We start from the raw sequence: 20160 nt of genomic DNA, 5'->3' as shown, positions 1-20160 counted from the left end.
CGTCGGCGGAACGGTGCCCGTCCGATACCACAATGCTTCACTTCAATTCGAGTATGGGGAAAGCGCTGCGCCCGCCCCATACCGTAACTTAGTCAGCCGCCCGCTTGGCCAGCCAGTCTTCCAGCCACTTGATCGTGTAATCGCCGCTGTTGAACTCGGGGTCTTCCAGCAGCGCCTGATGCAGCGGGATCGAGGTCTTGACGCCCTCGATCACCATTTCGCCCAGCGCGCGCTTCAGGCGCATGATCGCGCCTTCGCGGGTGCGGCCCGAGACGATCAGCTTGCCGATCATCGAATCGTAGTAGGGCGGGATGCGGTAGCCGGCATAGAGCCCGCTATCTACGCGCACGTTCATGCCGCCTGCCGCGTGGTAGCCCGTGACCTGCCCCGGCGAAGGGGTGAAGTTCCACGGGTCTTCCGCGTTGATGCGGCATTCGATGGCGTGGCCCTTGAACTCGATCTCTTCCTGGCGGAACGACAGCGGCTGGCCATCGGCGACGCGGATCTGTTCACGCACGAGATCGACGCCGGTGATGGCCTCCGTCACCGGATGCTCCACCTGCAGACGGGTGTTCATCTCGATGAAGTAGAACTCGCCGTTCTCCCAGAGGAACTCGATCGTGCCCGCGCCGCGGTAGCCCATGTCAGCCATCGCCTTGGAGACGACGCCGCCCATGCGGTCGCGTTCTTCGGGGGTGATGACGGGCGAGGGGGCCTCTTCCAGCACCTTCTGGTGGCGGCGCTGGAGCGAGCAGTCGCGCTCACCCAGATGTACCGCGTGGCCGTTGCCGTCGCCGAAGACCTGGAATTCGATGTGGCGCGGGTTGCCGAGGTACTTTTCCATGTAGACCGTGGCGTCGCCGAAGGCCGCCTTGGCCTCCGAACGGGCCTGGCCCATCTGGCTTTCCAGTTCCTCAGCGCTGTTCACGACCTTCATGCCGCGACCGCCGCCGCCCGATGCCGCCTTGATGATGACCGGGTAGCCGATCTTCGCGGCCAGCTCGCGCGCCTCGGCAAAGTCCTCGATCGCGCCGTCCGAACCGGGGACCAGTGGCAGGCCGAGGGCCCCTGCGGTGCGCTTGGCCTCTACCTTGTCGCCCATCGTGCGGATGTGCTCGGGCTTGGGACCGACCCACTTGATGCCGTGAGCCTCGACGATCTCGGCGAAGCGGGCGTTCTCGGACAAGAAGCCGTAGCCGGGGTGGATCGCGTCCGCCTGCGTGATCTCTGCGGCAGAGATGATCGCGGCGACGTTGAGGTAGCTGTCCTTCGCGGCGGGCGGGCCGATGCAGACGGCGTGGTCTGCCAGGCGCACGTGCATCGCGTCGGCGTCGGCAGTGGAGTGCACCGCGACGGTTTCGATGCCCATCTCGTGCGCGGCACGGTGGATGCGCAGCGCGATTTCGCCGCGGTTGGCAATCAGGAGGCGCTTGATGGCCATGTCAGTCCCGCTCTCAGCCGATCACGACGAGCGGCTGGTCGAATTCGACCGGCTGCTGGTTGTCGACGAGGATGGCGGTGACGGTGCCGGCCTTGGGTGCGACGATCTGGTTCATGACCTTCATCGCCTCGACGATGAGCAGGACGTCGCCGGCCTTCACGGTCTTGCCGACCGAGATGAAATCGGGCGCACCCGGCTCCGCGGCGAGGTAGACGGTGCCGACCATCGGCGACTTCACGGCATCGACCGGAGCAGCGGCGGCAGCGGCAGGCGCAGCTTCGGCGGCCACGGGCGCGGCGGCGGCAGCCGGGGCGGGGGCGTAGCCGACCGGCGGCAGCGTGGCGGCCATCTGCTGGACCATCTGGCGCGAGACGCGGATCTTACGATCGCCATCCTCGACCTCGATCTCGGTCAGGCCGGTGTCGGCCAGCAGTTCGGCGAGTTCGCGAACCAGGGCGCTATCGATATTCACGCGACTTCCTTTCGTGCAAGATAACCGAGCAGCGTTGCCAGTGTGTCTTTCAGGTCCTTGCGGTGGACCACCATGTCCACCATGCCGTGGGCATGGAGGTACTCGGCGCGCTGGAAGCCGTCGGGCAGTTTTTCTCGGATGGTGTCCTGGATCACGCGCTGGCCGGCAAAGCCGATGAGCGCGCCGGGTTCCGCGATCTGCACATCGCCAAGCATGGCGTAGCTGGCGGTGACGCCGCCGGTGGTGGGATCGGTCAGGACGACGATATAGGGCAGGCCCGCTGCGGCGAGGCGGCGGGTGGCGACGGTGGTCTTGGGCATCTGCATGAGGGACAGGATGCCCTCCTGCATGCGCGCACCGCCGGCGGCAGTGACGATGACGTAGGCGCACTTTTCAGCGATCGCCTTTTCCACGCCGGCCACGAAGGCTTCGCCCACGGCCATGCCCATCGAGCCGCCCATGAACTTAAAGTCCTGCACGCCCAGCACGGCCCTGGCGCCATTGACGGCACCGTATGCGTTAGTCAGCGCATCGGGATAGGGGTTGGTGGCGCGGGCGGCCTTGAGACGGTCGGGATACTTCTTGGTATCGCGGAAATTCAGCGGGTTCTCAGGCACCTTGGGGGTAGGCAGGACCGAGTAGCCGGCGTCCAGCAGCAGGTCGAAGCGCGCCTTGGCGCCGATGCGGCCGTGATGCTCGCACTTGGGGCAGACCGAAAGATTGGCCTCGAATTCCTTGATGAAGAGCATCTCGCCGCAGCTCGGGCACTTCATCCAGAGGTCATCGGGCGTATCGCGCTTGGCGAGGCTCGATATGGAATTGCGGACCTTGCTGAGCCAACTCATTCGATTTCGTACCAATCTTCGTGGAAAAAGGGCCTTCGAGACTGGCCTTTTCCCCTTTAGTTTCGGCGCGTCTCGTGCGCATACGGCAGCGACCCGGAAAATGTGCCGGAGCCGTATGAGGCGCGCCCATTAGAGGAATCCGCGCAAAGGTCGCAAGCCAATTCGCCTCAGCCTGTGGGCAAGTGGGTTGCAAGCGGGCGGGGGCGAGCGATGAGTTATGCAGAATAACGACCATAAAACAAATGCTTGAAGCTTTTACGTCGTCCCGGACTTGATCCGGAACCGTTAGCGGTCTTTAGGTGGTTCCTGACGGCTACCCGCCTATCTGAGAGGCAAAGTGGGCCACGGCCAGCGGTCCCGGATCAGGTCCGGGACGACGAGGATATACATATGAACAATGCCGGATTCGCGGCCATCTCCGTGCGCCGTGATGCCTACGAGGATGCACCGGGCGACGCCTTCCCCTTCGATGTCCCGGTGGAGGCGCCGATCGCGATCGAGACCAACGGCATCGCCTATGCCGTGATGATGGCGACGCCGCTGGCGCTGGAGGACTTCGTGACCGGCTTCCTGATGGCGGAAGGGCTGGCAGACGCATCCGAAGTGAGCGAAGTGGCCCTCCACGCCACCAGCGATCCGCAGTGGGGCACCGGCTACGTCGCGCGCGTGAACCTGCCGCCCGAACGGCTCGGCCCGATCGTGGAGCGGGCGCGGCGGCGGGTGGGGGACAGTTCGTGCGGCATCTGCGGGATCGAGGGCGTGGAAGCCGCTCTGCGTCCGCTGCCGCCGCTGGCGCGCCGGTCCGAGGCCCGCCCGCAGGCGATCCGCCGCGCGCTGGACGCCATGCGCGAAGGGCAGGCACTGGGCCGCCGCACCCGCGCCACCCACGCCGCCGCGTTTTGCTCCGAGAACGGCGAGGTGCTGGCCCTGCGCGAGGATGTGGGACGGCACAACGCACTGGACAAGCTGGTCGGCGCGCTGGCCCGTGCCGGGATCGATCCGGCGCAGGGCTTCATCGTCATGACCTCGCGCTGCTCCTACGAACTGGTGGAAAAGACGGTGCGCGCCGGGTGCCCGCTGCTGGTGACGATCTCCGCCCCCACCGATCTGGCCGTGCGGCGGGCGCAGGCCGCAGGGCTGGCGCTGGCAGTGGTGGCGCGTGACGATTCCATGCTCATGGTCGATCCCGGTCAGCCGTTCGTCGAAGGCTGAGGGGCGGTTCTCCTTGCAGAGAAGCCGGGCCGCACATAAGTTCGCAGCCAACCGGGTTTTCACGAGGATTTCCACATGGCTACGGCCACGACTGACACTGCTGGCGAACTCAAGCTCACTCCGCCCGATCCGGTGCCCACTGTCGCGCCCGAGCGTGCAGCGGGCCTCGTCGCCATCGGGGATGAGGCCAAGTCGAAGCTGCAGGTGCGCGTGGCGGAGTTTGTCGACGACCTCGTTTCGCAGGACGCCGCTTCGCCCGAGTTCGGCCGCAAGGTGGACCAGATCACCAACATGGGGCGCAAGGAGATTTCCGACGCCTCCAGCCACTCCAACCGCTTCCTCGACCGTCCGGTTCGGGCGATGGACAAGGACGCGGGCGTCGGCGCCGATCTGGCCGAACTGCGCCGCACGGTCGAGGATCTCGACCCCAGCCGCAAGGGCAAGCTGCTGGAGCCGCGCAAGATCTTCGGCGTGATCCCCTTCGGCAACAAGTTGAAGAACTATTTTGACGGCTATCAGAGCGCGCAGGGCCACATCAGCGCGATCCTGGCGCGCCTGCAGGGCGGCAAGGACGAACTGCTGATGGACAATGCTGCCATCGACGTCGAACGCCAGAACCTGTGGGCCGCCATGGGCAAGCTGGAACAGATGATCCACATGGCCCGCACGCTGGATCAGGCGCTGGAGGACAAGGCGAACGACCTTGACCACACCGACCCGGCAAAGGCCAAGGCCATCCGCGAATCGGCTCTGTTCTACGTCCGCCAGCGCACGCAGGATCTGCTGACGCAGATGGCGGTATCGGTGCAGGGCTATCTCGCGCTGGATCTGGTCAAGAAGAACAACGTCGAACTGGTGAAGGGCGTGGACCGTGCTTCGACCACCACCGTCGGCGCGCTGCGTACGGCGGTCACGGTGGCGCAGGCGATGGCGAACCAGAAGCTGGTGCTGGACCAGATCACCGCGCTCAACACGACGACGGCGAACATCATCGACGGCACTGGCCAGATGCTCAAGGACAACACCGCGCGCATCCACGAGCAGGCGGCCAACTCCACGATCCCGCTGGAGACGCTGAGCCGCGCATTCCAGAACATCTACGACACGATGGATTCCATCGATACCTTCAAGCTGAAGGCGCTCGATTCGATGAAGCAGACGGTCACTTCGCTCGAAGGGGAGATCGGCAAGTCCAAGGCGTACATCGCCCGTGCACAGGGTCAGTCCGAAGGTCTGGCGGCGGGCGACGATACCGCCGCGAAGACCTTGCTGGAGGCGCTGGACTAAGCGACGATGGCACAGGTTCCGGCCAGGACTTCGCAGCGCGTGTCGCAGGAGATCGTGCGTGCCGCCCGCCGTCAGCGGGCCGCGCGCATCTACAACGCGCGCAAGGAGCAGTGGCGCTTTCGCATGCGCCGCCTGCGCCGCGCCTTTCTGGCGATGGCGGGCATCTATGTCGCGGGGCTGGTGGCGGCGCTGGTGCTGGGCGGGGTTTCCTTCACGGCTAGCCTGCTGACGTTCCTGCTGGGGCTGGCGGTGTTCACGGTGCTGTCGATCTTCCCGGCGACGCCGCGCACACACGTGGAGGATCTGAACACGGCCAGCCTGCCCGAACTGGCCGGATCGACCGAGCTCTGGCTGGAAGGCAGGCGCAAGGCGCTGCCCAACGCTGCCGTCGATGCGGTGGACATGATCGGCGTACGACTTGAACAGCTGGCGCCGCAGCTTGCCGTGCTCGACGAGCGTGGCCCGGCGGCGCGAGAAGTGCGCAAGCTGCTGACCGAGCACCTGCCGGAAATGGTCAACAGCTACACCCGCATCCCGGCGCAGCTGCGTGGACGTGCAGGCGCGGGTGGTACATCGCCGTCGGAACAGCTGGTGGACGGGCTGTGCGTCATCGCCGACCAGATCGAGGCGATGAGCGAGGACTTGTCTCGCAACGACGTCGATGCGCTGGCCACGCGCGGGCGGTTTCTGGAAGTGAAGTATCTCGACCGGGAGTGATGGCGGAAGGTAGTCAGCCTACCGCCAGTCGGACCGGCTTCTCCATTTCCAGCCGGTTGCGGCCCTTCGCCTTGGCGACGAACAGCGCCATTTCCGCTCGTTCGATAGTCGAATCCAGACTGGTGCCGATCCGGGCCACGCTGCCGCTGGCGGTCATCGCAAAGCTGCCGTCGACCACCGTCTGCTTGAGTTCCGCCAGCGTGGTGACGACGCGGCGGCAGATGCCTTCGGCCTCGGCGGCGGTCACCCGCGGGAGGATCACGGCGAACCGCTCCGACCCGATGCGCGATATGATGTCTTCGCTGCGCAGCAGTTCGCGCAGGAGATCGGCGAAGACGCGCAGCACGTCATCGCCCACGCTCTGACCGTACTGCATGTTGATGGTGCGGAAGAAGTCGATGCTGAACAGCGCCAGACAGCCATCCATCTCCGCCTCGATCATGTGGTCGAGCATTGAGACGAAGGCGGTGCGGTTGGTCAGGCCGGTGAGAGGATCGGTATAAGTCGCACTGAACAGGCGCTCGCTCAGGCTACGCAGTTCGTCGAGGTTGCGCATGATGCCCAGCACGCCGTAGGGCGCGCCGTCGTGCCGCAGCAACGCGCGCAGCCGGATCTCGAACCAGCGCTTGCGCTCGTCGTGCGTTACGGCGGGAAATTCGATCCAGTCCACATCCTCGCCGGCCATGGCGCGCGCGTGCGCCCTGGAAATCTGCTGCTTGGCTTCAGGCGCCACGATGTCCAGCAGGTGCGGGCCGACCAGCCCGGCGGTTTCGCGCGCACCGTCACGCGGGCCGAGTTCGCTCATCCCGGATGTTGCGTGGACGATGAAGCCCTTGGGATCGGTCTTGAGGATGACGTCCGTCGCACTCTCGGCCAGCATGCCGTAGAGCACCGAGCTTTCCTGGAATGTGAAGTTCATGCCCATGACGACTGTTCCCGGATGCCTGTTTCGACCTGTCCTTCAGCGGTCCACAAAACCACTTCGAATCCGCGACGAGTCGTTCAATAGAACACTCGGGCGATAAAATTAATATCGTTAACCATTTATAACGCGTTAACGCCAACAATATACTTTGTTAGCTAATAATTATACGCGAATGATGGTTGATGATTTATTTACGACGGTCCGGATTTAGTGGGTCAACTGCGGCAGGCGTCATTCGGTTTCTAGAAACCGGCAAGAAATCATCGCTCATCAACAACCGGGAAATCGACGCAATCACAACTCGATCATGATCCGCACTTTGTCCGGCGTGGTTTCCACTGCGGCTGCAATCTGTTCGCGGCATCGGGAAATGAGATCCGTCAGACCGGGCACGGTGCGGCTGGGGCGCAGTTCCGAAGCATCGACACCAAGCGCGGCGGCGATCGCGTCGATGCGTTCTTCGATCGGGCGGGCGCGGCCCTGCTCCCATGCCCATACCGTGGGCTTGCTGACGCCCAACCGGCTGGCGAGTTCGCCCTGAGTCAACCCGCGCAGCTTGCGCAGGCGATGCAGGCGTTCACCAAGGCTCTCCCCGCCGATGGCGCTGGGGCCGGCGGGCGTTGGCGCTGCGGCAAGGCCCAGTTCGGTCTGGACCGCGCTGCGCAGCTGGGCCGCGCGCAAGGTGGCGCTTGGGATCGGCGTTTCGAAAGCGCAGCCATAAAGCTTGCCGCTGGCCCAGATCACCCGAGCCCGTGTGTGAATGGCATCGGGGAGGTCAAGCTCCAGCGTCTCGCCGATCTCCAGATCGACGTCGCTTTCCAGCAGTACGCCGGTTTCCGAGAAATTATGCAGCACGACCTGCGTCGAAACGCCCGATTGCAGAGAGCCTTGCGTCTCCAGCAAAAGGCGCCGACGTTCGGCACGTGGCTGTCCCGCAGCATCGTTCGCTTCAAAATGGGCCGCTATGGGCATCGTGCGCCTCCCTATGGTGGCGCAAACGTCCACTAGTTCGGTTAAAATTCGGTTAGTGGCATCGCAGGACGTCAACTCATTCGGTTGCCGCGCAGGTTGGGAGGAATCCCGCAAGTCGATGGGACCAGACGATTCCGCCTCGCCAGCCGATGTCGATCCCGGTCCGGCGTTAGCTGACCGCGTCCTTCACCGTTTCCATCGCCACGAAGGTGGATGTGCTGGCGACATGGGGCAGGCTGGAGATCTTTTCGCCCAGCACCATGCGATAGCGGCGAATATCGGCTGTCCGCACCTTGAGCAGGTAGTCGAAGCTGCTGGCGATCATGTGGCATTCCTCGACCTCGGGAATGCGGCGCACGGCGCGGTTGAACTCTATCAGCGCGCTTTCCCGCGTGTCGGACAGCTTGACCTCGGCGAATGCGACATGGTCGAGGCCAAGGCTTGCGGGGTCTACAATGGCCCGAAAGCCGCGGATGACGCCGGTTTCGATCAGTCGCCGCAGCCGCACCTGGCACGGGGTCTTCGACATGCCGACAGCCTTGGCAAGGTCGGTTACGGTGATGCGCCCGTCAACCCGCACGATTGCGATGATTTTGCGGTCAAGCTCGTCGATTTCGACCGATTGTGCGCTCTTTGCCATCCGCTTTACCTACAGGATCTTGGAAAATAAGTCGTAGTGGCCCCATTCGTCGTTCTGAAAAGGCAGATTGGCAAGCGCGAATCGCATATCATGCCGTCATGTCCACGCCCTTCGCCGCTTTCGCCCCCGCCATTCGCCCGCTGACGCCGCTGCGTCATGCCGTTGCCGACGCGCGCCGCCGGGACGAGGCGCAGTGTCTTGCCCCGCTGCTGGATGCCGCAACGCTGGACGACGGCACCCGCAACGCCGTGCGCGCAACGGCGACGGCGCTCGTCACAGCGCTGCGCGCCAATCACAAGGGCACCGGGGTCGAAGGTCTGGTGCAGGAATATGCGCTGTCCAGTCAGGAGGGCGTCGCCCTGATGTGCTTGGCCGAAGCGCTGCTACGCATTCCCGATCATGCCACGCGCGATGCTCTCATCCGTGACAAGATCGCCGACGGCGACTGGGGATCGCACCTGGGTGGTGGCAAATCGCTGTTCGTCAACGCCGCCACCTGGGGGCTGGTCGTCACCGGCAAGCTGGTGGGGTCGGTCGACGGCGCGGTGGACAACCGGGGCCTTGGCGCCGCGTTGACCCGCCTCATCGCTCGTGCCGGAGAGCCGGTGATCCGCCGCGGCGTGGACCTTGCCATGCGGATGATGGGCGAACAGTTCGTCACCGGCGAAACCATCGACGAAGCGGTGAAACGTTCGCGCGAACTGGAGGCGAAGGGCTTTCGCTACAGCTACGACATGTTGGGCGAAGCGGCCACTACCGCCGCCGACGCGCGCCGCTACTACGCCGATTACGAGAACGCCATCCATGCCATCGGCAAGGCGGCGGCGGGCCGTGGCGTCTACCGGGGGCCGGGCATCTCCATCAAGCTGTCGGCGCTTCACCCCCGCTATGCCCGCGCGCAGGCGGACCGGGTGATGGGCGAACTGCTGCCCGATGTGAAAGCGCTGGCGGTGCTGGCGCGCGGCTACGACATCGGCTTCAACATCGACGCCGAGGAGGCCGACCGGCTGGAACTGTCGCTGGACCTGCTGGAAAGCCTGGCGCTCGACCCCGACCTTGCCGGGTGGGACGGGCTGGGCTTCGTCATCCAGGCCTATGGCAAGCGCTGCCCGTTCGTGATCGACTGGATCGTCGATCTGGCGCGGCGGGCCGGGCGGCGGATGATGGTGCGACTGGTCAAGGGCGCCTACTGGGACGCCGAGATCAAGCGCGCACAGGTGGACGGGCTGGCCGATTTCCCGGTCTACACCCGCAAGGTCCATACCGACGTTGCCTATGTCGCCTGCGCCCGCAAGCTGCTGGACGCGCCGGATGCGGTGTTCCCGCAGTTCGCCACGCACAATGCGCAGACGCTGGCGACGATCTATCATCTGGCGGGGCCGGACTTTGCCGTGGGCCAGTACGAGTTCCAGTGCCTGCACGGCATGGGTGAGCCGCTGTATTCGCAGGTAGTCGGCGCGGATCGGCTCGATCGCCCGTGCCGCATCTACGCGCCGGTCGGCACCCATGAGACGCTGCTGGCCTATCTCGTGCGCCGCCTGCTGGAGAACGGCGCGAACTCCTCGTTCGTCAACCGCATCGCGGACCCGGAGGTACCGGTGGGATCGATGGTCGCCGATCCGGTGGAAGTGGTGCGGGCGATGCCTGCCCCCGGCGCCCGGCATGATCTGATCGCCGCGCCCGCCGGCCTCTATCCCGACCGCCGCAATTCCGACGGCATCGACCTGACGGACGAGCGTGAACTGGCCGCACTGGCACAGGCGCTGCAGGACAGCGCAGCGACGGCATGGCGCGCCGCTCCCGCAGGCGGCGAAGGCGTGGAGCGCCCCGTGCGCAACCCTGCCGACCACCACGACGTCGTGGGCATGGTGACCGAAGCCGCCCCGCAAAGCGCTGCCGCCGTCGTGGCGATTGCCGCCGCGTCTGGCTGGGGCAGCGTGCCGGTATCGGCCCGCGCGGCGATGCTCGAACGCGCCGCCGACCTCATGCAGGACCGCATGCCGGTGCTGATGGGGCTGGCCATGCGCGAAGCGGGCAAGTCCGCCGCCAACGCCGTTGCCGAAGTGCGCGAAGCCATCGATTTCCTGCGCTATTACGCCCAGCAGGCCCGCGACACATTCGGGACGGAGCAGGGGCCGCTTGGCCCGGTGGTATGCATCAGTCCGTGGAATTTCCCGCTGGCGATCTTCGCCGGGCAGGTGGCCGCTGCGCTTGTCGCAGGCAACCCCGTGCTCGCCAAGCCTGCTGAGGAAACCCCGCTGATCGCTGCGGAGGCGGTGCGAATGCTGCATGAGGCGGGCGTTCCCGCCGACGCGCTGCAGTTCATGCCCGGCGGCGGCGAGCTTGGCGCCGCGCTGGTGGCGGCCCCGCAGACGGCGGCAGTGATGTTTACCGGATCGACCGAAGTGGCACGGCTGATCCAGCGCCAGCTGGCGACGCGCCTGTCCCCCCTGGGCCGCCCGATCCCGCTGATTGCCGAGACGGGCGGGCAGAACGCGATGGTCGTGGACAGTTCTGCCTTGGCCGAGCAGGTCGTGGCGGACGTCATTGCTTCCGCCTTCGACAGCGCCGGTCAGCGTTGCTCGGCACTGCGCGTGCTGTGCCTGCAGGAGGATATCGCCGACCGCACGCTGGCCATGCTCAAGGGCGCGCTGGCGGAACTTCGGGTGGGCAATCCGGACCGGCTGGCGGTGGACATCGGCCCCGTCATCACCGCAGAGGCGCAGGCCAACATCGTGCGCCACATCGAGACGATGCGCGCGCGCGGTTGCACCGTGGAGCAGGTGGCTCCGGGCAAAGCGGCAGAGGCGGGCACCTTCGTGGCCCCCACCATCATCGAGATCGGCGGCATCGACCAGCTTGAGCGCGAGGTGTTCGGCCCGGTCCTGCACGTTGTCCGGTTCCGCCGTGACGGGCTGGAGGCGCTCGTCGATAGCATCAATGCGACGGGCTATGGCCTGACTTTCGGCCTGCATACCCGCCTTGACGAGACGGTGGCGCGGGTGACCGGCGCCGTGCGCGCGGGCAACCTCTACGTCAATCGCAACACCATCGGCGCCATCGTCGGCGTGCAACCGTTCGGCGGACGCGGGCTTTCGGGCACCGGGCCGAAGGCGGGCGGCCCGATCTATCTCGGGCGGCTGACCACGCAGGCCCCGGAAGTGCTGAGCCCGGGAACATCGCCTGCGATCCTGACGGCGTTCGCAGACTGGCTCGACAAGGCGGGTGAGGGCGAAGCCGCGCAGCAGGCGCGGATGATGGGCGCGACTTCGGCGCTGGGACTGGAGCTGCTGCTGCCGGGGCCGGTTGGCGAACGCAATCTCTATGCCCTGCACCCGCGCGGCCGCGTTCTGCTGCGCCCCGCGACACGCGCTGGCCTGCTTGGCCAGATGGCGGCGGTGCTGGCCACGGGCAATCGGGGCAGCGTGGAAGGCATGGCCCTGCCGGACGGTTTGCCCACTGCGATCGCGGCAGCGTTCCGGCCCGATCCGTCCGAATCCTTTGCCGCCTGCCTTGTCGAAGGAGATGCAGCGGCGGTGCGGGCGGCCTGCGACTCGGTAGCCGGGATGGACGGCCCGATCGTGCCGGTGCATGTCTGGAGCGGTGAGGGGATGGGGGCCAACCATGTGTGGCTGCTGGAAGAAGTCTCCATATCGGTGAACACGACTGCTGCCGGGGGCAATGCCAGCCTGATGATGATCGGCTAACCTGCGGAAACTACGCAAGGGTTGTGAGTCGCGCTCTGGCTGTCGCAAACGGGCAACAACCCAGCCGAATAGGAGAAACCGGGGGTCAAAGTTCAGTATTGCTTCGTTGCGACCACACCGCATTCAACTACAATGCAGGCGGGAGTAGAACCTATGGGCAGACTGATCGTCGATGCCGCCTCCAGCCTGGATGGCTATTGGGCCGATGCTCGTGGAAGAAGCGTGCTGCGCAACGCCGAGTTGCATGGCGCGGGTCTTTCCGGGATGCTGAACTCGGCATGCGGGGCAGTGGTCATGGGCCGGCGCGCACTGGGCCTGTCCGACGATGCGGACTGGATTGCCGAAGCCTATCCTCCCGGTACCCCGATCTTCGTCGTGGCTGACAGTCCATCGGAGTTCCTGCCATCCGCAACCGTGCGGTTCGTCGGCACTTACGCGCAGGCCTTCGCCGAAGCGCAGGCGGCAGCGGGAGACCGTGCCGTACTGGTCGTGGGCGAGGCAGGCGCCATCAAGGCGGCCCTTCGCTCGGGCGAGGCGGCCGAGATCTGGTTGCGGGTGGTGTCCCGCACGCTGGGCCGCGGCGATCCGCTATTCGACGACGGCATCCCGGTGGAGAACTACTTCGTGTCGGGGCTCGATACCACGGCCGACGCCGTGCACATGCATCTGGAACGCAGGCACGGCGCCTGATCGCCCGCCCGCCGCTTATGCGGGGCAGGCGTCCAGCGTCTGCCGCCTGTGCAGCGAGATGGTGACCAGGAACACCGCAAGGCCGCCTAGCGCCAGTCCCGAACCGATCCAGCCGGTGGACGTCAGGCCGTAACCCCCTGCAATCGCCATGCCGCCAAGCCACGGACCGATGGCGTTGGCGGTGTTGAACGCGCTGTGGTGCGCTGCTGCGGCCAGCGCCTGCGCCTCGCCAGCCACGTCCATCAGGCGGGTCTGCAGCACGGTGCCAAGGCCGCCGCTGAAGCCGATCAGCAGCACGTTGACCGACAGCGTCCAGATATTGCCAGCCATCAGCGGGAACAGCGCCAGCGATGCCGCGCTGAACAGCAGTGCCGCAATGGCCGCGCGGTTCTGCTGGCGGTCGGCCATCCAGGCCCAGAACAGGTTGCCCACGGTCATGCCAACGCCGAAGATCGCGAGGACCAGCGGCACCAGCCGTTCGGACACATGCGTAACTTCGAGCATGGTCGAGGCGACATACGTGTAGACGCAGAACAACCCGCCGAAGCCGATCGCGCCGGTCAGCAGCGTCAGCAACACCTGCGGGCTGCGTAGCGCGCCCAGTTCACGCAAGGGGCTGGCGTTCTCATCCGCGGGTTGGTGCGGGGCGTAGAGCGCGACCAGCGCCATCGTGATGATCGCAAGGCCGGACACAACGGCAAAGCCGCTGCGCCATCCCATGACCTGCCCCAGCCAGTTGGCAGCCGGAACGCCGATGATCGTCGCCACGGTCAGGCCGGACATCACCATCGCCACCGATTGCGCGCGCTTGTTGGACGGCACCATCGACGCGGCAACCAGCGCGGCGATGCCGAAGTAGGCGCCGTGCGGCAATCCGCTGATGAACCGGCACACCAGCAGCAGCGGGTAACTTGCCGCGAGCGACGAAATCCCGTTGCCGACTGCAAACAAGGCCATCAGGCCGATCAGCAGGCGGCGGCGTTCTATCTTGGCTGCCAGCACGGCGATGATCGGGGCACCGACCACAACGCCCAGTGCATAGGCGCTGATGGCGTGGCCGGCCTGGGGCTCGGTCAGGCCCAGATCGCGGGCGAAGAACGGGACGAGGCTCATCGCTGCAAATTCGGTGGTGCCGATTGCAAACGCACCCATCGCAAGCGCAAGGATGACGAGCGCAGGATGAGTAGCGCGCGAGGAAGCGGATTGTGGCTGAGTCATGTTGCGTCGCAACATAGCAACATTCGCCATTTTTCGCTACGCATGGAAATGTGCAAATTCTGCAACGCTGCCATGAATAAACTGCATCATGGCTATATGCAGAGCACGGCGACTGCGATTGCTATGGCGGAACAAGAGCAGGCGCTGTAGGGCGCCTGGGTATTGCAAGGCAGATCAGGCAGACCCATGGCCCGTAAATATTCTCGGCACGGCGCTTTCGCAGACCTCTCCCACGAGGAAGAGGACGTGCCGGCGGAACCCGTCGCCTGCTGGCTTTGCGGCAGGCCGACCGGGCAGACCATCGTCTGGCATCACCCCGTGCCGAAAAGCCGGGGCGGGCGCGACGTGGTGCCGATGCATCCGATCTGTCAGCAGACGCTGATCGCGAACTTCACCAATTCCGAACTGCAGCGCCACGGCATGGATGTGCAGGGGCTGTTGGACAACCCCAACGTGCGAAAGTTCGTGGACTGGGTGGCGAAGAAGGATCCCGACTTTAACGCAGCGATCACCAGGAAGCAGCGCTGAGCGACAGGGGTGCTTGACGCAAACGCGGTCGCCCGCCTCAGAACACCGGGTCGAATTCCGGCGGCAGTTCGCTGGCGGGACCGCCCTTATCGTCGCTGCCCGGAACGTGGATGCCGCATTCGGTCTTGTCCCAGCCCTTCCAGCGGCCGGAGCGCGGATCTTCGCCCGGCGCCACCTTGCTGGTGCAGGGCATGCAGCCGATGGACGGGTAGCCTTCCGCCACCAGCGGGTGCGGCGGCAGGTCGTGCTCGGCGATGTAGGCGGCCAGACGCTCTGCCGACCAGTCGATCAGCGGATTGATCTTGAGGCGCCCCTGCGCGTCGGTGGTGTCGATCTCGAAGCGTGGCAGGTGTGAACGGGTGGCGTTCTGGAACGACTTGCGCCCGGTGAACGCCGCGTCGTAGTGCGCCAGCGCCTTTGCCAGCGGCTTTACTTTGCGTATCTCGCAGCAACCGTCCGGATCGAACGACCAGCGCAGGCCGTTTTCGTCCTTTTTCGCCAGTTCCGCGTCATCAGGCGTCAGGTTGACGAGGTTGGTCAGCCCCAGACGCGCGATCAGGGTGTCGCGATAAGCCAGCGTTTCCGGAAAGTGCTTGCCCGTTTCGAGGAACAGCACCGGCACGCCCGGATCGACGCTGGCAACCAGATGAAGCAGGACGGCGCTTTCCGCGCCGAAGCTGGAAACGATCGCCACATCGCCCGCCATGCGCTCCTTGAGCACCGCTTCGAGCATCTCGCTCGTGTCGATGCCCTGGAACAGGCGGTTGAGACGCACCGCGTCCGCTTCGGTGAAGCGGGCGGAAGTGTCGATGCGGTCCCTGATGCGATCAAGGTTGTCAGCTTCGGTACGGAACATCGCCGGTCCTCTTGGGGTGGTCCCCTTTGATCCGGGCTTGTGCGGATCCTGGCTTATGCAGGGTGCCGCTTCGCCCAGATTGCCTGACGGCCGTCCACTGCGGTCGCCTGGTACACGTTGTCCCAGCGCGCGAAGGTGGCCTTCGCATCGTCGGGGTTGAGCGCCTTGTCGGGCGCGAAGGCGTCGAAACCGACGCGCTGGAGATGGCCCAGCATGTCGATCACGACATCGCCCACCGCACGCACTTCGCCGGTGTACCCGGCTTCGCGCAGGATGCGGGCGGCCGAATAGCCGCGCCCGTCGGTCCATGCCGGGAAGTTGACTTCCACCAGCGAGATCCGGTCGAGGTACGGCAGCAGCACGCGGGCATCGTCGCCCGGTTCGATGCGGACGGCGGTGGCGTTGGACTGTTCGGAGAACGCATCCACGGTGACGGCGGGATCGTTGACGGCTTCGTCGTCACGGAAGCGGAACTGGACTTCAACCATAGATCGCCTCCTTGAAGGGGTCCATGCCAATACGGCGGTACGTGTCGAGGAAGCGCTCCTCGCCCTGCTTGTTGGCGAGATAGACCTCGGTTGCCTTTTCGATCGCATCGACCACGCCGTCCTCGGTGAAGCCGGGGCCGATGATCTTGGCGAGCGAGGTATCCGCGCCCTCGCTGCCGCCGAACAGGAGCTGGTAGTTCTCCAGCCCCTTCTTGTCGACGCCAAGGATGCCGATGTGCCCTGCGTGGTGGTGGCCACAGGCGTTGATGCAGCCGGAAATCTTGAGCTTCAGCTCACCGATCTCGGCCTGCTTCTGCGCCGATCCGAAGCGTTCGGAAATCTTCTGCGCGACCGGGATCGAGCGGGCATTGGCAAGGCTGCAATAGTCGAGGCCGGGGCAGGCGATGATGTCGCCCACGGTGTCGAGGTTGGCCGTGGCGAGGCCCGCTTCGTCCAGCGCCTGCCAGACGGTGTAGAGATCCGCCTTCTTCACATGCGGCAGGACGATGTTCTGCGCATGGGTGACGCGCAGTTCGTCGAACGAATAGTCGCGACCCAGCCTGGCCATCAGGCGGATCTGGTCGGCGGAAGCGTCGCCAGGAATGCCGCCCACCGGCTTGAGGCTGATTGTCGCGATGATGTAGCCCGGCGCCTTGTGCGCGGTTGTGTTGCGTTCCACCCAGAGGCGGAAGTCGGGATCGGACAAGTCAAGGTCGTCTGACAGGCCGGTCTCGAACGCGGGATCGACGAAGTGCGCCTTGATCCGCTCAAGCTCCGCCAGTGGCGGTTCGATCGGCTGCGTCAGCAGGTGCGCGAACTCCTCCTCCACCTGGCGGACGTATTCGTCGCGGCCCAGTTCGTGGACGAGGATCTTGATGCGCGCCTTGTACTTGTTGTCGCGGCGACCGTGGCGGTTGTAGACGCGCAGGCAGGCTTCGGAGAATGTGATCAGCTGGTCCAGCGGCACGAAGTCGCGGATCAGCGGCGCGATCATCGGCGTGCGGCCCATGCCGCCACCGGCGTAGAACTGCGCGCCGATCTCTCCTGCGTCGTTCTTCACCATCTTGATGCCGATGTCGTGCAGGCGCATCGCCGCACGATCCTTTTCGGATGCGATGACGGCGATCTTGAACTTGCGCGGCAGCACCAGGAATTCCGGGTGGAAGCTGGACCACTGGCGCAGCAGTTCCGCATAAGGGCGCGGATCGACGATCTCGTCGGCGGCGGCGCCGGCGAACTGGTCGGCGCTGATGTTGCGGATGCAGTTGCCGCTGGTCTGGATCGCGTGCATCTCCACCTTCGCCAACTCGGCGAGGATGTCGGGCGTCTCTTCCAGCTTGATCCAGTTGTACTGGATGTTCTGGCGCGTGGTGAAGTGGCCGTAGCCGCGATCGTACTTGTCCGCGATGTCGCCCAGCAGGTGCATCTGCGTGCTGCTAAGGGTGCCATAAGGCACCGCCACGCGCAGCATGTAGGCATGGAGCTGCAGGTACAGGCCGTTCTGCAGGCGCAGCGGCTTGAACTGGTCCTCGGTCAGGTCGCCCGAGATTCGGCGGCGGACCTGGTCGCGAAATTCCGCGACGCGGGTGTCGACCATCTGCTGGTCGTATTCGTCGTACTTGTACATCAGATCACCCAGTTCAGAGCAGCGGGGTCGGACGGCTTGAGAGCCAGGTCAAGGCGCACGGTCGGCCCGAAGGCGCGGATGCGTTCCTTGATGTGCGCGGGGCGCACGCCTGCCTCGGTCTTCTCACCATCGACGACATAGGCCGCGAACACGTTCTGCGCGCCTTCTTCGCGCGCGATGATGGCGGGGCCATGGTCCGCCACGTCGGTGCTGTCGTTCACGTCGAGCGACCAGCCATGGCCGGTCCACCACACGACGGCGCCGCTTTTCAGGTCGTTGCCCGTCAGGATCTTCACTTCACTGCCTCCAGCGCCACGGCGCGAATGGTGTTGTCCGCTTCAGCGGCCACCGAGCCGATAACGATAAGCGCCGGGCTTTGCACCTTCTGACTTTCGACAAGTTGCGACAGGCCCGCCAGAGGAGAGCGCAGCACCCGCATGTCGGCGCGGGTCGCCTTTTCGATGACGGCGACGGGCACGTCGGGGGCAAGCCCGTCGGCAATCAGCTTTTCCGTGATCTGCGCGGCGGTGGCGAGGCCCATGAAGATCACCAGAGTTCGGCCCTTGCCTGCAAGACCCGACCAGTCCTGATCGGACAGGCCCTTGCACTGGCCCGCCACGAAGCTGACGATAGAGGCATGGTCGCGGTGGGTCAGCGGGATCTGCGCCGCTGCCGACGCGCCCAGCGCGGACGAGATGCCGGGCACCACCTCCACCGCCACGCCTGCAGCACGGCAGGCCTCAGCCTCTTCGCCGCCGCGCCCGAAGACGAAGGGATCGCCGCCCTTGAGGCGCACCACGTCCTTTCCCGCCAGCGCTTCGCGAACGAGAAGAGCGTTGATCTCCTCCTGTTTCATGGTGTGGCGCGAACGGGCCTTGGCCACGGAGACGAGGCGTGCGGAGGGCCGGGCCATCGACAGGATCGCAGGATCGACCAGACCGTCATGCACCACCAGCGACGCGCTCATCAGCAGGCGTGCGGCGCGCAGGGTCAGCAGGTCCGGATCACCGGGGCCGGCACCGACGAGGTACACTTTTCCCGTTGCGGGCGTGTGGGATGGATTCGTGGTCATGGTTCGGGGCAAATGGGCGCGAACCTGCTCCGTTACCAGTCAAAATGGCTTTGAGGGCAGTTAGAGCAGCTTTAGCAGGCCGAACTCAGCCCAGAACGCGCCGTGCAAACGCGATGGCGGCGGCAAGGCCGTCAGGCGCCACGGTGTGTCCGGTTCCTGCCGAAGCATGAGTTTCGACCGCAACCCCCGCAGCGGAAAGCGCGGTGGAGGCCATGTCCATCGAACGGAACGGGACGACTTCATCCTCCGTGCCGTGGACCAGCAGCACAGGTGGCCGGCTGCGGATTTCCGCCGAAAGCCGTTCCGGCGAGATCAGCATCCCCGAAATGCCGACGATACCTGCCACCGGGTCAGACCGCCGCAGCCCGACATGCAGTGCCATCATCGTGCCCTGGCTGAACCCGACCAGCAGCAGCCGGTCCGGCGTAAGACCCGCCGCTTCCAGTTCGGTGGTGATGAAGGCATCGAGCACCGGGGCGGCAGCGGCGGCGCCGGCTGCGCGCTCCGCCATGGAGAAGGTTTCGATCGGCCACCACTGGTACGCTGCGGTCATGTTCGGCAACCGCCCCGGTGCATTGGGCGCCACAAAGGCGGCATTGGGCAGGGCAGGGCGGATTGCCGCCGCCAGCGCGATGAGGTCGTCACCGTTGGACCCATAACCATGGACCAGCACGACAAGCGCGTCGGGTGCGGAACCGGACAAGGGGGTAAGGCGGGGGCCGTTCAGCGACATGGCGATCCTTTGGCAGCAATGGTCATGAATTTCACCGGCATTCAGCGCACTTTCAGGCCGATTTCGCCCAGCAGTTGGGCTGCCTGCGTAGTCGATATGGTGGCGCCGCGAAAGCGGGAGGCATCGTGAAGCTTCAGGCCGCCCAGATCCGCGCCGCGCAGGTCGGCATCTTCGAAGCGGGCCTTGTCGAGGATGGCATCGCGCAGGCTGCAATCGCGGAAGGTGGCCATGCGAAAATCGCCTTGCCGCAAGTCGCATTGCGAGAAGTCCATCATGACCAGATCGGCCTTGCGGAACGAGCGCCCGGTCATCTTCGCGTTTATCAGCAGCGTCTCTTCAAGGTGCAGGCTGATCGCGCGGATTTCAGAAAGATCCGCGCCAGTCAGCTTGCAGCGCACGAATCGCGCACTTTCCAGCGTGCTGCGCTTCAGCGTGGCGTTGTTGAAGTCGCTGCTGGCGAAGCTGGCTTCCGACAGGTCGGACCCGGCGAAGTTGGCGAACGCCCCGCGGCAACTGCGCCAGGTGGTGCGGCCAAGGGTGGCGCCCGAAAAGTCCGCGCGGCGAAGGTTGCAGTTCTCGAACGTCCATCCGGACAAGTCCAGGCGCGAGAGATCCGCGTCCTCCAGATCGCAGCCGACAAGCACCTGCGTTCCGCCCAGCGCCTGAACTCCAGCGCGATCGAGGGTGTGGTCGCGGATGGTTCTGTCCGTAAACAAATCGTCCATTAGGC

20 protein-coding genes are annotated in these 20160 nt (G+C 65.4%); 6 read left to right on the top strand and 14 right to left on the bottom strand.

Translation table 11 applies throughout. The annotated features are described in order from the left end of the window. Positions 1–88 precede the first annotated feature (88 nt). From accC to accD, 3 genes are read right to left on the bottom strand one after another with little or no spacing between them, the layout of a single operon-like run. On the bottom strand, positions 89–1441 hold the full coding sequence (gene accC / locus GGR40_RS14980) for an acetyl-CoA carboxylase biotin carboxylase subunit (RefSeq protein ID WP_429277061.1): 1353 nt from the start codon (positions 1439–1441) through the stop codon (positions 89–91). Between the two features lie 13 nt (positions 1442–1454). Further along, positions 1455–1913: an acetyl-CoA carboxylase biotin carboxyl carrier protein gene (accB, locus tag GGR40_RS14975; protein ID WP_429277060.1), complete on the bottom strand. Its 459-nt coding sequence runs from the start codon at positions 1911–1913 to the stop codon at positions 1455–1457. Continuing rightward, positions 1910–2758: an acetyl-CoA carboxylase, carboxyltransferase subunit beta gene (gene accD, locus GGR40_RS14970; RefSeq protein WP_429277059.1), complete on the bottom strand. Its 849-nt coding sequence runs from the start codon at positions 2756–2758 to the stop codon at positions 1910–1912. Before accD ends, accB begins: the two co-directional genes overlap by 4 nt. Before the next feature lie 390 nt (positions 2759–3148). Between accD and fdhD the strand changes: the two genes are divergently transcribed. The 3 genes from fdhD to GGR40_RS14955 all read left to right on the top strand — a co-directional run bounded on the left by fdhD (position 3149) and on the right by GGR40_RS14955 (position 5974). Next, positions 3149–3970, top strand: coding sequence for a formate dehydrogenase accessory sulfurtransferase FdhD (fdhD, locus tag GGR40_RS14965; RefSeq protein WP_429277058.1), 822 nt, complete (start codon positions 3149–3151; stop codon positions 3968–3970). Between the two features lie 75 nt (positions 3971–4045). Next, positions 4046–5257 carry a toxic anion resistance protein gene (locus GGR40_RS14960; protein WP_429277057.1) on the top strand — a complete coding sequence of 404 codons (1212 nt, stop codon included), beginning with the start codon at positions 4046–4048 and terminating at the stop codon, positions 5255–5257. 6 nt (positions 5258–5263) lie between these two features. Continuing rightward, positions 5264–5974, top strand: coding sequence for a hypothetical protein (locus GGR40_RS14955; protein ID WP_429277056.1), 711 nt, complete (start codon positions 5264–5266; stop codon positions 5972–5974). Between the two features lie 13 nt (positions 5975–5987). On the opposite strand, the gene GGR40_RS14950 is transcribed toward GGR40_RS14955, so the two are convergent. The 3 genes from GGR40_RS14950 to GGR40_RS14940 form a co-directional block, all read right to left on the bottom strand. Then, a complete protein-coding gene (locus GGR40_RS14950; protein WP_429277055.1) occupies positions 5988–6899 on the bottom strand; it encodes a GGDEF domain-containing protein in 912 nt (303 codons plus the stop codon). A gap of 294 nt (positions 6900–7193) precedes the next feature. Next, a complete protein-coding gene (locus tag GGR40_RS14945; protein ID WP_429277054.1) occupies positions 7194–7871 on the bottom strand; it encodes a helix-turn-helix domain-containing protein in 678 nt (225 codons plus the stop codon). Positions 7872–8040: 169 nt separating this feature from the next. Continuing rightward, positions 8041–8511, bottom strand: coding sequence for an Lrp/AsnC family transcriptional regulator (locus GGR40_RS14940; RefSeq protein WP_429277053.1), 471 nt, complete (start codon positions 8509–8511; stop codon positions 8041–8043). Between the two features lie 98 nt (positions 8512–8609). On the opposite strand from GGR40_RS14940, the gene putA reads away from it, so the two are divergent. Further along, on the top strand, positions 8610–12218 hold the full coding sequence (gene putA / locus GGR40_RS14935; RefSeq protein ID WP_429277052.1) for a trifunctional transcriptional regulator/proline dehydrogenase/L-glutamate gamma-semialdehyde dehydrogenase: 3609 nt from the start codon (positions 8610–8612) through the stop codon (positions 12216–12218). Between the two features lie 153 nt (positions 12219–12371). Continuing rightward, positions 12372–12908: a dihydrofolate reductase family protein gene (locus tag GGR40_RS14930; RefSeq protein WP_429277051.1), complete on the top strand. Its 537-nt coding sequence runs from the start codon at positions 12372–12374 to the stop codon at positions 12906–12908. Between the two features lie 15 nt (positions 12909–12923). Here the strand turns inward: GGR40_RS14930 and GGR40_RS14925 are convergent, their stop codons facing one another. Then, entirely contained in the window at positions 12924–14126 is a 1203-nt protein-coding gene (locus GGR40_RS14925) for an MFS transporter (RefSeq protein ID WP_429277050.1), read from the bottom strand. Positions 14127–14312: 186 nt separating this feature from the next. Here GGR40_RS14925 and GGR40_RS14920 point away from each other — a divergent pair, with 186 nt between their 5' ends. Beyond that, positions 14313–14654, top strand: coding sequence for a hypothetical protein (locus GGR40_RS14920; protein ID WP_429277049.1), 342 nt, complete (start codon positions 14313–14315; stop codon positions 14652–14654). 37 nt (positions 14655–14691) lie between these two features. On the opposite strand, the gene GGR40_RS14915 is transcribed toward GGR40_RS14920, so the two are convergent. The 7 genes from GGR40_RS14915 to GGR40_RS14885 form a co-directional block, all read right to left on the bottom strand. After that, positions 14692–15510: a phosphoadenylyl-sulfate reductase gene (locus GGR40_RS14915; protein WP_429277048.1), complete on the bottom strand. Its 819-nt coding sequence runs from the start codon at positions 15508–15510 to the stop codon at positions 14692–14694. Between the two features lie 53 nt (positions 15511–15563). Next, positions 15564–15998 (bottom strand): DUF934 domain-containing protein, encoded by a 435-nt coding sequence (locus tag GGR40_RS14910; protein ID WP_429277047.1) that lies wholly within the window; start codon positions 15996–15998, stop codon positions 15564–15566. Beyond that, entirely contained in the window at positions 15991–17625 is a 1635-nt protein-coding gene (locus GGR40_RS14905) for a nitrite/sulfite reductase (protein WP_429277046.1), read from the bottom strand. The genes GGR40_RS14910 and GGR40_RS14905 overlap by 8 nt, the downstream gene beginning before the upstream one ends. Further along, positions 17625–17921, bottom strand: a complete 297-nt coding sequence (locus tag GGR40_RS14900; RefSeq protein ID WP_429277045.1) for a DUF2849 domain-containing protein — start codon at positions 17919–17921, stop codon at positions 17625–17627. The genes GGR40_RS14905 and GGR40_RS14900 overlap by 1 nt, the downstream gene beginning before the upstream one ends. Then, positions 17918–18697: a uroporphyrinogen-III C-methyltransferase gene (gene cobA / locus GGR40_RS14895; RefSeq protein ID WP_429277044.1), complete on the bottom strand. Its 780-nt coding sequence runs from the start codon at positions 18695–18697 to the stop codon at positions 17918–17920. The genes GGR40_RS14900 and cobA overlap by 4 nt, the downstream gene beginning before the upstream one ends. 85 nt (positions 18698–18782) lie before the next feature. Beyond that, positions 18783–19430: an alpha/beta hydrolase gene (locus GGR40_RS14890; RefSeq protein WP_429277043.1), complete on the bottom strand. Its 648-nt coding sequence runs from the start codon at positions 19428–19430 to the stop codon at positions 18783–18785. Between the two features lie 41 nt (positions 19431–19471). Next, entirely contained in the window at positions 19472–20155 is a 684-nt protein-coding gene (locus GGR40_RS14885) for a pentapeptide repeat-containing protein (protein ID WP_429277042.1), read from the bottom strand. Between the last annotated feature and the right edge of the window lie 5 nt (positions 20156–20160).

Source organism: Novosphingobium gossypii, assembly GCF_050433305.1.
In the GTDB taxonomy this organism is placed as follows: domain Bacteria; phylum Pseudomonadota; class Alphaproteobacteria; order Sphingomonadales; family Sphingomonadaceae; genus Novosphingobium; species Novosphingobium gossypii.
This window is presented reverse-complemented; position numbering and strand designations above follow the sequence as displayed.